This is a genomic window from Burkholderia sp. Bp9016 (assembly GCF_003857765.1).
Taxonomy (GTDB): domain Bacteria; phylum Pseudomonadota; class Gammaproteobacteria; order Burkholderiales; family Burkholderiaceae; genus Burkholderia.
The window spans coordinates 97,450-111,501 of record NZ_QTPY01000006.1 but is presented as its reverse complement, the minus strand read 5'-3'; the positions used below and the strand labels follow the sequence as shown (position 1 = coordinate 111,501).

Genomic DNA, 14,052 nt, shown 5'->3' with positions numbered 1-14,052 from the left:
CTCGCCTTCAAGGAGATCCTCATGTCCGTATACGGTTTGCAGCGCCTCTACATCGGCGGCGGTTACGTCGACGCCACCAGCGGCAAGACTTTCGACACCTTCGATCCGGCCACCGGCGAACTGCTCGCCCAGGTGCAGCAGGCAAGCGCGGCCGACGTCGACCGCGCGGTCGCATCGGCACAGGAAGGCCAGCGCGAATGGGCCGCGATGACGGCCATGCAGCGCTCGCGCATCCTGCGCCGCGCGGTCGACCTGCTGCGCGAACGCAACGACGAACTCGCGGCGATCGAAACCCGCGACACGGGCAAGCCGATCGGCGAAACGCTCGCGGTCGACATCGTCACCGGCGCGGACGTGATCGAGTACTACGCGGGCCTCGCGACCGCGATCGAAGGGCTGCAGGTGCCGCTGCGGGCCGAGTCGTTCGTCTATACGCGTCGCGAGCCGCTCGGCGTGTGTGCGGGCATCGGCGCATGGAACTACCCGATCCAGATCGCATGCTGGAAAACGGCGCCCGCGCTCGCGGCCGGCAACGCGATGGTGTTCAAGCCGAGCGAGGTCACGCCGCTCACCGCGCTGAAGCTCGCCGAAATCTATACGGAAGCCGGCGTGCCGGCCGGCGTGTTCAACGTCGTGCAGGGCGACGGCTCGGTCGGCGCACTGCTCACCGGTCATCCGGAAATCGCGAAGGTATCGTTCACCGGCGGCGTCGAGACCGGCAAGAAGGTGATGTCGCTGGCCGGCGCATCGTCGCTGAAGGAAGTGACGATGGAGCTCGGCGGCAAGTCGCCGCTGATCGTGTTCGACGATGCCGATCTCGACCGTGCGGCCGACATCGCCGTGACCGCCAACTTCTTCAGCTCGGGCCAGGTCTGCACGAACGGCACGCGCGTGTTCGCGCACCGCTCGGTCAAGGACGCGTTCACGCAGAAGGTGCTCGAACGCGTGAAGCGCATCCGAGTCGGCAAGCCGACCGATGCCGACACCAACTTCGGCCCGCTCGTTTCCGCCGCGCAGCTCGACAAGGTGCTCGGCTTCATCGAGAGCGGCAAGGCCGAAGGCGCGAAGCTGCTTGCGGGCGGCATGCGCCTGACCGACGGCCACTTCGGCAACGGCCAGTACGTCGCGCCGACCGTGTTCGGCGACTGCCGCGACGACATGAAGATCGTCCGCGAAGAGATTTTCGGGCCGGTGATGAGCATCCTCGATTTCGAATCGGAGGACGAAGTAATCGCCCGCGCGAACGACACGCACTACGGCCTCGCGGCCGGCGTCGTGACCGAGAACCTGTCGCGCGCGCATCGCACGATCCACCGCCTCGAAGCCGGCATCTGCTGGATCAACACGTGGGGCGAATCGCCGGCCGAGATGCCGGTTGGCGGATACAAGCAATCCGGTGTCGGACGCGAGAACGGCATCACGACGCTCGAACACTACACTCGAATCAAGTCGGTGCAGGTCGAGCTCGGCCGCTACAACCCGGTGTTTTGAGAACGATAGGAGATACCCCGTCATGACGACACGCGAATACGACTACATCATCTGCGGCGCCGGTTCCGCGGGCAACGTGCTCGCGACGCGCCTGACGGAAGATCCGAATGTCACGGTGCTGCTGCTCGAAGCGGGTGGCCCCGACTACCGCTTCGACTTCCGTACGCAGATGCCGGCGGCGCTCGCCTATCCGCTGCAGGGCCGTCGCTACAACTGGGCCTACGAAACCGACCCCGAGCCGCACATGGACAACCGCCGGATGGAATGCGGCCGCGGCAAGGGGCTCGGCGGCTCGTCGCTGATCAACGGGATGTGCTACATCCGCGGCAACGCACTCGACTACGACAACTGGTCGACGCACAAGGGGCTCGAGAACTGGACGTATCTCGACTGCCTGCCGTACTTCAAGAAGGCCGAGACGCGCGACGTCGGCCCGAACGATTATCACGGCGGCGACGGCCCCGTGTCGGTCACGACCAGCAAGCCGGGCGTGAATCCGCTGTTCGAGGCGATGGTCGATGCAGGCGTACAGGCCGGCTATCCGCGCACCGACGACCTGAACGGCTATCAGCAGGAAGGCTTCGGCCCGATGGACCGCACCGTCACGCCGAAGGGCCGCCGGGCGAGCACAGCGCGCGGGTACCTCGACCAGGCGAAGGCGCGGCCTAACCTCGAAATCGTCACGCACGCGCTCGCCGATCGCATCCTGTTCGACGGCAAGCGCGCATCGGGCGTCACGTACCTGCGCGGCAGCGAGCGCGCAAGCGCGCATGCGCGCCGCGAAGTGCTGGTGTGCAGCGGCGCGATCGCATCGCCGCAACTGCTGCAGCGTTCGGGCGTCGGCCCCGGCGCGTGGCTGAAGGAACTCGACATCCCGGTCGTGCTCGACCTGCCCGGCGTCGGCCAGAACCTGCAGGATCACCTGGAGATGTACATCCAGTACGAGTGCAAGGAACCGGTGTCGCTATATCCGGCGCTCAAGTGGTGGAACCAGCCGAAGATCGGTCTCGAATGGATGCTGAACGGCACCGGCCTCGGTGCGAGCAACCACTTCGAGGCGGGTGGCTTCATCCGCACGCGCGACGACGATCCGTGGCCGAACATCCAGTATCACTTCCTCCCCGTGGCGATCAACTACAACGGCTCGAACGCGATCGAAATGCACGGCTTCCAGGCGCACGTCGGCTCGATGCGCTCGCCGAGCCGCGGCCGCGTGAAGCTGCGCTCGCGGGATCCGAACGATCATCCGAGCATCCTGTTCAACTACATGGCCGAAGCGCTCGACTGGCGCGAGTTCCGCGATGCGATCCGCGCGACGCGCGAGATCATGCGGCAGCCGGCGCTCGACCGCTATCGCGGCCGCGAGTTGAACCCGGGCGCCGACTGCAAGAGCGACAAGGAACTCGACGCGTTCGTACGGGCGCGCGCGGAAACCGCGTTCCATCCGTCGTGCTCGTGCAAGATGGGTTACGACGACATGGCCGTGGTCGACGAAGAAGGTCGCGTGCACGGGCTGGAAGGGTTGCGCGTGGTCGATGCATCGATCATGCCGATCATCACGACCGGCAACCTGAACGCGCCGACGATCATGATCGCGGAGAAGATCGCGGACAAGATCCGCGGCCGCAAGCCGCTCGCGCGCGTCGACGTGCCCTACTTCGTCGCGAACGGCGCGATGGCGCGCAACGTCGCGAAGGCGGTGCGGCAGCCGGAGACGGTGTAACCGCACGAGCGCCCTTCGGAGGGTGCAGCAGCATGCACGGCTCGCGGCATTCTCGCCGCGAGCCGTTTTTCATGGGGTGCTTGCGCCGTCCGTACCGAAGCGCGTGATCGCGGTGCCCTTTCGTCGCATCCGTTTCGCACGCACGATCGGATTCGCGCGCGACGTCAGGCTCATCGTGCCGCGCAAGCGCTCGAACGCGACGTCCTCCTGCGTTCCGAAGCGGCTGACCGCCGGCCATGCGAGCACCGCGTCGAGCCACGTCCGCCACGCATCGCCATGAAAGCGGCGCGCGAATGCGTGCACCATGCCGGGCGCGGCGATCACGATGCCCGCCAGCAGGTAATATGCCCAGAAGCTGCCCGCGCCGAGGAGCCGGTCGAGCCGGCACACCGACACCGCGGCGAGCAGGCCGTCCACCGATGCGAGATCGGCGCGTCGTTCGCGGATCGCGCGCGCGACGATATTGTGTCCGCCGCCATACGCGGCAATGGATACCCCGTTCCCGGCAGCCAGCTCCGCGCTGAACATCGCGAGCGCGGCCATTTCGTCGATCTGCGCCGCATCGTCACGCGGCCCGCAGACGCGCAGAACGATCGCGTCGATGATGGCGCCCGGCCGGGTCGACGGTTCCACGCAGGCCGCGGCCACGGCTGCGCGTCGTTCTCCCGGGCTCTTCGCAGGCGGCGCATCGACGCCGCCTTCTTCGGGCTCTGGCGCTTCGTCCGTTCCTGCTTCGCCGCTTTCGACGCCGGTCGCGATTCGCCCGAGCGCGGCCCAGCCGTCATCGGGGTGCTCGAACGCCCACGCGTCGACGATGCCGTGCGCCGCTTCGAATGCATCGCGCGACCCGGGGCAGCGCCGCTCCGCATGTGCGAGCTGCCGCACATCGGGAACGTGCATGCACGCATTGCGCGGATCGCTCGCATCGCACGCGCAACCGCCGCCGTCCGTGGCGGTCCACGGCGCGAGTTCGTGCAGCACGGCAATCGCATCGCGCGACAGGTTCATCCCCGCCTGCGACGGCACGACGGCCGTGTCGCCGGTTCCGGTCGCCATCGCGCGGGCGGCTTCGGCTTCGTCAAGATGGTCGATCAGGTACTGCAGCCACGCAGCCGTGCGCAGCCGGTCGCGCGTCGCAGCGCGGGCATCGCCATACTTCGCTGGGTCGGTGAGAATGGGGGGTCCGGACATGGTCTGGCAAATCAGGGAGTCGTTTTGTGTCGGTCGGATCGGACGGCACGGCATACCGCACCGTCCGCTGCATGGCCCCCCGCGCCGGATCGCGAAGCAGGCGGCCAGCCGGTCGTCGTGCCGATACGCACGACGGCGCGTCGCCATCGCGAAACCGGTACGCCCGCCGCGCATCCCTGCACGGCCCTCGTCTCTGGCGAGCGACCCGGCCTCGGTCACACGGCGCTTACTGCACGTGGAACTTCGGCGACGTGGCAACCGTGCCGCTGACCGTACAGTCCGGCGTCAGCACCGCGTTGTTGAACGTGAGCGACGAGTTCGGATCGCTCCACGTCGTGACCACCTTGCTCGGCCCGCAAGCGCCGAGCAGCGAAACGGTCACCTTCGCGTTGTTGATCGACAGCTGCGTCGTGCTGTCGGCCTGCCCCGTCCACGGCGACGCGCTGCTGGCGCTGCCGCTGATCAGGCCGCACGTCGCGCCACCGGTGAACGTCGTCGACGTGATGTTGACGATGCCCGTCGAGGAGATCGTGCCGTTGAAGGTCGCGTTGCAGCTCGCGTTGATCGCTCCCTTGGCCAGCACCGTGAGACCCGTCGCGGAGAACGGCTCTCCGCTCGGGTTCATGGCCTGACCGTCGACGCGCGTCACGGTCACGGCGAAAGCAGGCGCGGCCGATACCGCGGTGAATGCCACTGCAGCAACAAACGATACGATTTTGCGAATGCTCATTTGAACTGCCCCCTCTCTCTTCACAAATGGCGGCACGCCGCCAGGAACGCGACGCCCCGGCCGGATCGCCCCGGCCGCTCGGTCGCAGGAAGCCGCCGGCGCGCGTGCCGCGCGCCGGACGGCTCAGAACTTGTAGGAAATCCCGATGAAAGAGATCAGCGGATCGGCCTTCAGCCGCGTGCGCGTCGTGGCGAGCGTCGTGCCGTCTGCCGCGCTGATCACGAGCGACGAGTAGGTCTTCAGCGGCATGTAGGTCAGCGTCGCCGTCAGCCCCCAGTGCTTGTCGATCGCATAGCTGGCACCGACGTTGTAGACCGGCGTGAACGACGACGACGCCTTGCCCTCCACCGACGTCGGCCCCGGCTTGCCGGCGCCGGCCGCAAGCACGCTGCCGAGGTTCTCGTTGATGTCCTTCGCGAAGTTGCCGTTCAGTTCGATGTTGCTGAACCAGCTATACGCCACGCCGATCCCGACGAACGGACGGAACTTCGCCGTCGGTGCATTGAAGTAGTACTGCAGAATGATCGTCGGACTCCATTGCCGCGCGTTCTTCACGGCCGGCTGGTTCGACGGATTGTCCATGTTGACGCTGCCGAGCGCGCCTGCCGGGCCCGGCGGCCGGATCACGCCGTGCCCGGTCAGCGTGAACTCGGGCGGCACGCCGAGCACCGACGTCACCGCGATGTGGTCGGTGAAGAAGTGCGTGAGCGTGAGGCCGACCGTATCGGCGTTGTTGACCGTCAGGCTCGTGCCCGGCGACGTGAACGACCCGGGCAGGCGCAGCGGCCCGTTGATCGGCATGCTCGCGAGATTCGTCGTCAACCCGTTGGTCGAATCCATCGGCACGATGTGCAGCCAGCCCAGCGTCGCGACGTTGTCGCCCGCCTGCTGGGCCGATGCGAGCGTCGACACGCCTGCGACGATCCCCGCGACAATCAGCTTCTTCATCAGTCTCCCCCTCATTCTGTCCGGGCGCCGCGCACCTGCGCGCGGCGCCATCGTGTCTCCTGCTCTACGCGGTCACTGCACGAACGCGCCGACCGTGAAGTACGGATTGCTCGTGTCGGCCATGTCGAGGAACCCGAACACGCCGCCGGTGAACACGAACTTGCCGGTCGCCGGCCCCGCCGCCGCATCCGCATGCACGGTCGTCACGACGCCCGGCACCTTCTGCGTGTAGTCGAGATTCAGCGCGCGCGTGAGCGCGGCCTGCGACGCGTTGAACGGATCTAGCAGCGTGGCCTGCGCATCGACGAGCGCGGTCGCGCGGTAGTTGAACGCGCTGTCGACGCCCGTGTACTCGCCGTTCTGCGAACCCGACGCGATCGCCGCCTGCGGGCTCAGGAACGAGATGCCCGATTCGTCGTCCGCGCTCGGCGGGCCCTGCGTGAGGTCCGCGTTCGCGGCACCCGTGCGGATGAAGATCGGCACGAGCTGATTGCGCAGCTTGCCGACGATCAGGATCCCCTTGCCGGCCTTCGCCGGATCGAGCGCGGCGAGCGTCGGCGGAATCTGCGGCTGGTAGTTCAGCGACTGGAACGCCGGCGCATCCGGGCGCGGCGTGAACGGCTGGTTCACAGTCGCGCTCGATGCGAGCGGCTGACCGCCGTTCTTCTTGCCGAAGTTGTCGGTCTCGACGTAGCTGCCGTCCGCGTTGATCGTCACCTGCTGGTCGAGCGCCACCGGCTGGAAGTTCTGCGACGGCACCTGGTGATAGCCGAGCTGGTTGTACGTGCCGGCGATCTTCGACAGATCGGTTTCGAGCGACGAGAAACTGATGAACGGGTAGTACGGGAACGTCGTCTGCGCAATCTTGCCGACGCCGATCACGCCGTCGAACTGGATCGTCGCACCGGGAATCGCACCGCCCAGCACGCCTTCGCCGAGGAACAGCCGGGCCGGCCGATTCGGGTCGAGGCTCGCGTTCTGCATCCGGAACGTGCACTGATTGAGCTTCACGGTCGGCAGCCCGGTTTCGTCGACCAGCGTGCCGTCGACCACGTTGGCCGGCGCCGTGTCGCGCGTCGGCTGCACGGTGCCGGTGGTGATCGGCACCGGCGACGCGAGATAGGTCATCCGGTACGTCATCTTCGTCGTGTCGAGCTGCACCTTCACCAGTTCGCCCGAACCGGAGCCGCCGATGAACACCGTGTTGTAGTCGATCGCCTGCGGGCACAGCCGGACCACCGGTGCGGGCGGCGGGTCGCCGTCGCCGCCGCAGGCGACCAGCACCGGCGCGAGCGACGCCGCGGCCATCCAATGCTTCACATTCATAGGAATCCTCTTTAATTTTGATTCGCCGGCGGCGACGCGTGCGCCGCCGGTGTTCCGTGTTCAGTACGCCGTCACTGGACGAACGCGCCGACCGTGAAGAACGGATTGACCTTGCTGTTGTTGACGACCATCGCGTAGACGCTCCCCGCCGTCACGAGCCAGCCCGTGTCGCCCTTGCTGAAGATCGCCACATTGCCGTCCGCCCCCTTCGCGTTGAAGTCCTGCGAGGCCGTGACCTTGATCTTGCCGGGCGTCGCCTGCGTATAGTCGAGCGCGAACTGCGAGGTAACCGACGACGTCTGCGGGTCGATGAATGCCGCGGTGGCGCTCTGGAACAGCGTTGACGTATAGTTCGCGGCCATCGTCGACACGGCGGTGCCGTCCGTGCAATTTCCGGCCTCGGGCATGAAGAACGTGCCGTTGAACGTGCCGGGCAGGTCGGGATGCGGTATGGAGTTATTGAAGCTCGGCCCCGAATTCCCCGGTGCGCCATACAGGCCGTTGGATGTCACCACCCCGCATGCGGACGCGCTCGTCGCACCGATGAAACCGCCCTTGAGCGCATTGGTCGCGACAGACTGCGCGGGAGACAGCATCGAGATGCCGACTTCCGCGTCGGCGACCGACGCCAGCAGGTTGCTCGCGTCGGCATGCGAGTAGCCGACGCGAATCACGATCGGCACCAGCACACCGTTCAGCTTGCCGACGATCATCACGCCACGCGCCTGGGTCGGCGACAGCAGCACGAGCGGCTGCTCCTGACCGGCCGACGGATAGGGCATGCCCGGATGCGCGCCGCTGACGAACACGTTATCGGCGCTGCCGTCCATGTTCTTGCGCAGCGTCCACGGCGTGCCGGTCGTCTGGCACGAGTAGTCGCTGCCCGACGTAATCGTGCACGTGCCGTCCGCATTGAGTGTCTGGTTCCAGTTCACGACATCCGGCTGCCAGCCCTGCGGGGTTGCGGTCTGATAGCTGCTGCCGGTCGGCGACAGATGAATGCCGACCTCGTTGTAGACTCCGGCCACCTTCGCAAAATCGGTCTCGGTGTCGGTAAAGCCGATAAACGGATAGAAATCGAACGTACGCGACGGCACGGTGCCGACAAAGATGCCCGGCGCGAGCGGAATGCCGTCGAACTGGATCGTCGCACCCGGAATTCCGCCACCCACCACACCATTCCCGACGAACAGCATCGGCGGGTCGCTGCGCTTGATCGTCACCGCATACGTGCCGTCGCTCGTCGCGCCGTTGTCGAGCACGAACGCGCAGCGGTTCTGCTCGGCGGTCGGCAGATTGGTCGGATGATGGAATGCGCCGCTGATCGTCAGGCCCGCGCGCGTGTCGTTGACCTGCCCCGCCGAGGTCGGCACCGACGATTCGATGAACTGCATCTGGTAGGTGAGCCTGGTCGTGTCGAACTTCACCTTCACGTATTCGCCGCTGCCCGAGCCACCCGTGTAGGTCGTCGTGTAGTCGAGCGAATCCGGACACAGCTTCGTCACGACGGGCGGCGTCGTTTCTGCACCGCTCGGCCCGCATGCGCTGCCCGAGCACTGCGGCACGTTGATCGGCCCCGGATCGTCGCCGCCGCCGCAACCGGCGACGAACGGCAGCGCCAGCACGGCGCACGACAGGACCGCCTTCCGCCATTCAGGAATGCAAAGCATCAACCCCTCCTTTTCAGGTACGACAAGTCTCGTCCGGACGGGCTGCGTGGCCCGCCGGTTGGTATCGCGCCGTCGTGCAGGCACGCAGCGCATAACGATGCGCGCAATGCGCGCCGCGTGGCCGGTCAGGCCAATGCGATCAGAACCGCCGCGGCAGGCAAGCGCGATCCGGCCGCGCCGTCATGCGGCACGGCGCCGTCGGGAAAAACGAAACGAAACGGAACAGGATGCGTCGCTACAGCGATAACGCAATGCGATGACGCTCGCACGCGACTCGCGTCGCGCCGGCGTCCGGCGAAAAACAGGGAAACGGCAGTCCGGCTGGCCCCGCGGATAGGCGTCTCATGAAGTGGTCTCCATACGTACGCTTGATTCGTTATCGTGATGCGTCGTTTGTCGAGACTATGAGCGGACGATCCGCACAAGTAAATGGATGCAGAGTTCCAAACGGGCCGCGGCGCGCGACCCTAGCGCTTGCAGGGCATTTGACAGTTTTTCAAACAGCCTTCATTTTCTTTGCTCAGACAAATACCAGGGCGATATAACGCGCGTTTGAACGATCGCGGCCGACCCGCGCGAACGCCGGCGGGGCGGCCTGCCGCGGCCGACCGGGATACCGCGGCGCAACATTACACGTCGATGACGGCCAGCGTGCCGTGACTGCCCGGCAGCACCGCGTGGCGCGTGCCGGCGAGCGCGAGATACATCTGGCCGGCCTCGACCACGATCGTTTGTGCGTCGACCTCGAGCATCAGCCGGCCGTCGAGCACCAGCAGCCCTTCGTTGTAGTCGTGCACTTCCGCTTCGTACGGCTGCGCGTCCATGCGCAATACCTTGATCCGGGCCGGCCCGACTTCACCGACGATCGCGGACTTCCACGCGACGGCCTGCGCGGCCGCCACCGACTTGAAATCGACCAAAGACATGCGCACCGCTCCGAAGAGGTGAAAGGAATGCATTATCGCGAGCGCCGCGCGTGGCGTCCCGGTACGGCGCGGCGGTGTCCGGGCGGCACAGTTTGCCGCCCCGCCGTCGTGCCGCCGCGCGAACCCGCAATCGACGCCCGCGTTGCCGAAAGCGATGCGGATTGTTCGCACATCTCAAATAAAGTGCGGCGTTATCGACCAATGCCCACACACTGGACGCAAATCCGGCGCCGACATCGCCCGGCCTTTGCACCAGAATGCATTTCCATCTGCCGATTGCTAATATGGCGGTCCTGCGATCCCGCACCACAACGCCGTTCGACATGACGCCCGCTGGCCATGCCGCACCCGCAACCGGCCGCCTCGCAGCGGCGGCACCGGGCACGCGCGGCACGCAGCGTCGGACCGACCGGCCGTGCCATCCGTGAGCATGCAACCGATCCTTTCCGTTTCCGACCTCTCCAAGACTTACGCGTCCGGCTTCCAGGCGCTGAAGCACGTGACCCTCGACATCCGCCCCGGCGAGATCTTCGCGCTGCTCGGGCCGAACGGCGCGGGCAAGACCACACTGATCGGCTCGATCTGCGGGATCGTCACGCCGACCGAGGGCCGCGTGACGGTCGGCGGCCACGACATCCGCGATCACTATCGCGCCGCGCGCGAAATGATCGGCCTCGTGCCGCAGGAACTGACGACCGATGCATTCGAAACCGTCTGGGCGACCGTGTCGTTCAGCCGCGGCCTGTTCGGCAAGGCGCCCGATCCCGCATACATCGAGAAGACGCTGAAGGCGCTGTCGCTGTGGGACAAGCGCGACAACAAGCTGATGACGCTGTCGGGCGGAATGAAGCGCCGCGTGATGATCGCGAAAGCGCTGTCGCACGAGCCGCGCATCCTGTTCCTCGACGAGCCGACGGCCGGCGTCGACGTCGAGCTGCGCCGCGACATGTGGAAGCTCGTCGACTCGCTGCGCGAAAGCGGCGTGACGATCCTGCTCACCACGCACTACATCGAGGAAGCCGAGGAAATGGCCGACCGGATCGGCATCATCCTCGGCGGCGAGCTCGTGCTCGTCGAGGAGAAGCGCGAGCTGATGCGCAAGCTCGGCAAGAAGCAGCTGACCGTGCAGCTCGAGCAGCCGCTGGCAGCCGTGCCTGCCGAACTCGCACCGTTCGGCCTCGAACGCGCGGACGACGGCACCGCGCTCGTCTACACGTACGACTCGCAGCGCGACGATGCGAGCATCGCGAAGCTGATCAACGCGCTCGGCGCGGCCGGCATCGGGTTTCGCGACCTGCATACGACGCAGAGCTCGCTCGAGGATATTTTCGTGAGCCTGATCGACAACCGCCGCAACGGCGCACAAGGGGCGTAACGCACATGGCCAACTGGAATCTCCACGGCATTCGCGCGATCTACCGCGCCGAAATGGCCCGCACGCGCCGTACGCTGATGCAGAGCATCATCGCGCCAGTGATCTCGACGTCGCTGTACTTCGTCGTGTTCGGCTCGGCGATCGGCTCGCGCATCAGCGACGTGAACGGGATCGGCTACGGGTCGTTCATCGTGCCGGGCCTCGTGATGCTGTCGCTGCTGTCGCAGAGCATCTCGAACGCGTCGTTCGGCATCTACTTCCCGCGCTTCACGGGCACGATCTACGAGATCTTGTCCGCGCCCGTGTCGTACTGGGAAATCGTGATCGCCTACGTGGGCGCGGCCGCGTCGAAGTCGCTGCTGCTCGGGCTGATCATCCTCGCCACCGCCGGCCTGTTCGTGCCGCTGCACATCCTGCATCCGTTCTGGATGGTGCTGTTCCTCGTGCTGACGTCGATCACGTTCAGCCTGTTCGGCTTCGTGATCGGCATCTGGGCCGACAGCTTCGAGAAGCTGCAGCTCGTGCCGCTGCTGATCATCACGCCGCTCACGTTCCTTGGCGGCAGCTTCTACTCGGTCGACATGCTGCCGCCCGCGTGGCGCATCATCACGCTGTTCAACCCGATCGTGTATCTGATCAGCGGCTTCCGCTGGTCGTTCTACGGGCTGGCCGACGTGCATGTATGGATCAGCCTCGCCGCGACCACGCTGTTCCTCGCGATCCTGCTCGCGATCGTCGCGTGGATGTTCCGCACCGGCTACAAGCTGAAGAACTGACGCGACGCGCGCAGTCGCGGCTGCATCGGCCCGGTTCGCGCAACCGGGCCGGCGCTGCTAGACTGGATCGGAAGACCGGCCGCTACCGCCCGACAGGCGCGGGCCGCACGGCCCCACTCCCTGCGTGAGGACCCCCGATGAGCGCTTCCCGGATCGATGCCGTCCGCGACGGCCTGTTTCGCGCCACGACGTTCGTCGATACGCTGAACCTGGGCTTCAGCCAGTTCTTTATCCGCTCGCCGCACGGCGACGTGCTGTGTGTCGAAACGGGCACCCGCTCCAATTTCACGCAACTGAGTGCGGCGCTCGACACCGTCGGCATCGCGCCGTCGATGGTGAGCAGCGTGATCGTTCCGCACTTCGAGGCCGACGAAATGGGCGCGCTGCCCGATTTCCTCGCGGCCAATCCGGCGCTCGTCGCGTACGGTCATCCGATGTGTACGTGGGGGCTCGCCGACGTGTTCGGCGTGCGCGCGATTCCGCTGAAGGACGGCGTGCCGACGACGTTGTCGGGCATCGACGTCGTGCCGGTCTTCACGAAGCACGTGCATCAATGGGACGCGCTCGTCGTGTATCTGCCGGCGTACAGGGCCTTGCTGTCGTCGGACATCCTGATGCGCTTCGGCAACGCGGAAACGGACGACCCGCTGCCCGCGATTCTCGATTCGATCACGCGCTCGGATTACCTGCCGTCGCTCGCGCACATGGCGAGCGCGCTGCGCCGCATCCAGGCGCTCGACCTCGACATCATCCTGCCGATGCACGGCCCGGCGATCACGCACGACATTCCGCGCGTGATCGCCGGGGTGATCGCCCACTGCGAGGCGGCCACCGCGTAGCGCAAGCGCGCCGCGCGCGGCCGGCCAGCGCCGCTCAGGCGCCCGTGACGACGAATTCGTCGGCCGCCTTGCTCTGGATCGAAGCCATCAACGCGAGTTCGCGCTTGCTGCGCGGCTCGCCGGACACGACGCCCGTCGCATGCTTGGCCTTCGCGCCGAGCGGAAAGAACACGAACGACGCGCCGGCCGGCGCATCCGGCTCCGCGCGCAAGCGTTTGTTCAGAATTTTCAGGTACTTCTTCTTCGACACTTCCTTCGCTGCCATGGCGCCCTCCGCGCGAATGTGATGCCGGTCAGCATACCAGTTTTGAACCGGCACTCCGGCCCGGGCCGCTCGACGGCTGGCCGGCGAGCCTCGTCGCGAGGCACCATGTTCGATGTGCCCGCCAAGGCGGCATGTGCGGCCGACCGCGAACCTGCCCGGCCATCCGCGCGTATTGCCGAGAACCGCCCGCCCCGTCACCGGTCTCCGGAATTTTTTCGCAGGCGATGTCGATTGACGCGATCGTCGCGCGTCGTAGTGTCGTAACCAGTCGTTTTGCCGTCCGCGCGGCCGGCCGCCATCCCTTTTACCGTTCAAGGAGCAGCAACAATGCGCGTCATGGTGATCGTCAAGGCAACGGCCTTTTCCGAATCGGGCACGATGCCCGATACCGAACTGCTGGCGGCAATGGGCCAGTACAACGAGGAACTCGTGAAGGCCGGCGTGATGCTCGCCGGCGAAGGGCTCCATCCGAGCTCGCGCGGCAAGCGCGTGCATTTCTCCGGCAAGGAGCGGACCGTCATCGACGGCCCGTTCGCCGAGACCAAGGAGCTCGTCGCCGGCTACTGGCTGTGGGAAGTGAAGTCGATGGAAGAAGCCGTCGAGTGGGTCAAGCGCTGCCCGAACCCGATGCCGACCGATTCTGACATCGAGATCCGCGGGATCTTCGCGCTCGAGGACTTCGGCGACGCCTTCACGCCGGAACTGCAGGAACAGGAAGCGCGGCTGCGCGCGGAAATGGACGGCAAGCGCAACGCGTAAGCCGGCGCGGCCCAATCCTCGGACAAGCGGATC

13 protein-coding genes are annotated in these 14,052 nt (G+C 66.4%); 6 read left to right on the top strand and 7 right to left on the bottom strand.

The window, feature by feature from the left end; all coding sequences use genetic code 11:
• The first annotated feature begins 21 nt into the window (after window positions 1-21).
• A complete protein-coding gene (gene betB / locus DIE13_RS09535) occupies window positions 22-1,491 on the top strand; it encodes a betaine-aldehyde dehydrogenase (protein ID WP_124826907.1) in 1,470 nt (489 codons plus the stop codon).
• A 22-nt stretch (window positions 1,492-1,513) separates the two neighbouring features.
• Window positions 1,514-3,214 carry a choline dehydrogenase gene (gene betA / locus DIE13_RS09530; RefSeq protein WP_124826906.1) on the top strand — a complete coding sequence of 567 codons (1,701 nt, stop codon included), beginning with the start codon at window positions 1,514-1,516 and terminating at the stop codon, window positions 3,212-3,214.
• A gap of 69 nt (window positions 3,215-3,283) precedes the next feature.
• Here the strand turns inward: betA and DIE13_RS09525 are convergent, their stop codons facing one another.
• The 6 genes from DIE13_RS09525 to DIE13_RS09500 form a co-directional block, all read right to left on the bottom strand.
• Window positions 3,284-4,390 (bottom strand): hypothetical protein, encoded by a 1,107-nt coding sequence (locus DIE13_RS09525; protein ID WP_124827040.1) that lies wholly within the window; start codon window positions 4,388-4,390, stop codon window positions 3,284-3,286.
• 241 nt (window positions 4,391-4,631) lie between these two features.
• Window positions 4,632-5,135 carry an activator protein gene (locus tag DIE13_RS09520; RefSeq protein WP_124826905.1) on the bottom strand — a complete coding sequence of 168 codons (504 nt, stop codon included), beginning with the start codon at window positions 5,133-5,135 and terminating at the stop codon, window positions 4,632-4,634.
• A 123-nt stretch (window positions 5,136-5,258) separates the two neighbouring features.
• Window positions 5,259-6,083, bottom strand: a complete 825-nt coding sequence (locus DIE13_RS09515) for an OmpW family protein (protein WP_124826904.1) — start codon at window positions 6,081-6,083, stop codon at window positions 5,259-5,261.
• Between the two features lie 72 nt (window positions 6,084-6,155).
• On the bottom strand, window positions 6,156-7,409 hold the full coding sequence (locus DIE13_RS09510; RefSeq protein ID WP_124826903.1) for a DUF2957 domain-containing protein: 1,254 nt from the start codon (window positions 7,407-7,409) through the stop codon (window positions 6,156-6,158).
• Between the two features lie 71 nt (window positions 7,410-7,480).
• Window positions 7,481-9,079 (bottom strand): DUF2957 domain-containing protein, encoded by a 1,599-nt coding sequence (locus DIE13_RS09505; RefSeq protein ID WP_124826902.1) that lies wholly within the window; start codon window positions 9,077-9,079, stop codon window positions 7,481-7,483.
• Between the two features lie 629 nt (window positions 9,080-9,708).
• The gene (locus tag DIE13_RS09500) at window positions 9,709-10,005 is read right to left on the bottom strand and encodes a cupin domain-containing protein (RefSeq protein WP_124826901.1); all 297 of its coding nucleotides are present in this window, start codon (window positions 10,003-10,005) and stop codon (window positions 9,709-9,711) included.
• Between the two features lie 430 nt (window positions 10,006-10,435).
• On the opposite strand from DIE13_RS09500, the gene DIE13_RS09490 reads away from it, so the two are divergent.
• The 3 genes from DIE13_RS09490 to DIE13_RS09480 all read left to right on the top strand — a co-directional run bounded on the left by DIE13_RS09490 (window position 10,436) and on the right by DIE13_RS09480 (window position 12,995).
• On the top strand, window positions 10,436-11,380 hold the full coding sequence (locus DIE13_RS09490) for an ABC transporter ATP-binding protein (protein WP_124826900.1): 945 nt from the start codon (window positions 10,436-10,438) through the stop codon (window positions 11,378-11,380).
• A 5-nt stretch (window positions 11,381-11,385) separates the two neighbouring features.
• Window positions 11,386-12,156 (top strand): ABC transporter permease, encoded by a 771-nt coding sequence (locus DIE13_RS09485; protein WP_124826899.1) that lies wholly within the window; start codon window positions 11,386-11,388, stop codon window positions 12,154-12,156.
• Window positions 12,157-12,293: 137 nt separating this feature from the next.
• Window positions 12,294-12,995 (top strand): MBL fold metallo-hydrolase, encoded by a 702-nt coding sequence (locus DIE13_RS09480; protein ID WP_124826898.1) that lies wholly within the window; start codon window positions 12,294-12,296, stop codon window positions 12,993-12,995.
• A gap of 34 nt (window positions 12,996-13,029) precedes the next feature.
• On the opposite strand, the gene DIE13_RS09475 is transcribed toward DIE13_RS09480, so the two are convergent.
• Window positions 13,030-13,260 (bottom strand): hypothetical protein, encoded by a 231-nt coding sequence (locus DIE13_RS09475; RefSeq protein ID WP_096501889.1) that lies wholly within the window; start codon window positions 13,258-13,260, stop codon window positions 13,030-13,032.
• 327 nt (window positions 13,261-13,587) lie between these two features.
• Between DIE13_RS09475 and DIE13_RS09470 the strand changes: the two genes are divergently transcribed.
• Complete coding sequence (locus DIE13_RS09470) at window positions 13,588-14,019, top strand: YciI family protein (RefSeq protein ID WP_124826897.1); 432 nt, start codon at window positions 13,588-13,590, stop codon at window positions 14,017-14,019.
• Window positions 14,020-14,052 lie beyond the last annotated feature (33 nt).

Excerpts from the sequence above, each read along its gene's own strand:
- betB (WP_124826907.1), top strand. The coding sequence starts at position 22 with ATGTCCGTATACGGTTTGCAGCGCCTCTACATCGGCGGCGGTTACGTC.
- betA (WP_124826906.1), top strand. The coding sequence starts at position 1,514 with ATGACGACACGCGAATACGACTACATCATCTGCGGCGCCGGTTCCGCG.
- DIE13_RS09520 (WP_124826905.1), bottom strand. The coding sequence starts at position 5,135 with ATGAGCATTCGCAAAATCGTATCGTTTGTTGCTGCAGTGGCATTCACC.
- DIE13_RS09515 (WP_124826904.1), bottom strand. The coding sequence starts at position 6,083 with ATGAAGAAGCTGATTGTCGCGGGGATCGTCGCAGGCGTGTCGACGCTC.
- DIE13_RS09510 (WP_124826903.1), bottom strand. The coding sequence starts at position 7,409 with ATGAATGTGAAGCATTGGATGGCCGCGGCGTCGCTCGCGCCGGTGCTG.
- DIE13_RS09505 (WP_124826902.1), bottom strand. The coding sequence starts at position 9,079 with ATGCTTTGCATTCCTGAATGGCGGAAGGCGGTCCTGTCGTGCGCCGTG.
- DIE13_RS09500 (WP_124826901.1), bottom strand. The coding sequence starts at position 10,005 with ATGTCTTTGGTCGATTTCAAGTCGGTGGCGGCCGCGCAGGCCGTCGCG.
- DIE13_RS09490 (WP_124826900.1), top strand. The coding sequence starts at position 10,436 with ATGCAACCGATCCTTTCCGTTTCCGACCTCTCCAAGACTTACGCGTCC.
- DIE13_RS09485 (WP_124826899.1), top strand. The coding sequence starts at position 11,386 with ATGGCCAACTGGAATCTCCACGGCATTCGCGCGATCTACCGCGCCGAA.
- DIE13_RS09480 (WP_124826898.1), top strand. The coding sequence starts at position 12,294 with ATGAGCGCTTCCCGGATCGATGCCGTCCGCGACGGCCTGTTTCGCGCC.
- DIE13_RS09475 (WP_096501889.1), bottom strand. The coding sequence starts at position 13,260 with ATGGCAGCGAAGGAAGTGTCGAAGAAGAAGTACCTGAAAATTCTGAAC.
- DIE13_RS09470 (WP_124826897.1), top strand. The coding sequence starts at position 13,588 with ATGCGCGTCATGGTGATCGTCAAGGCAACGGCCTTTTCCGAATCGGGC.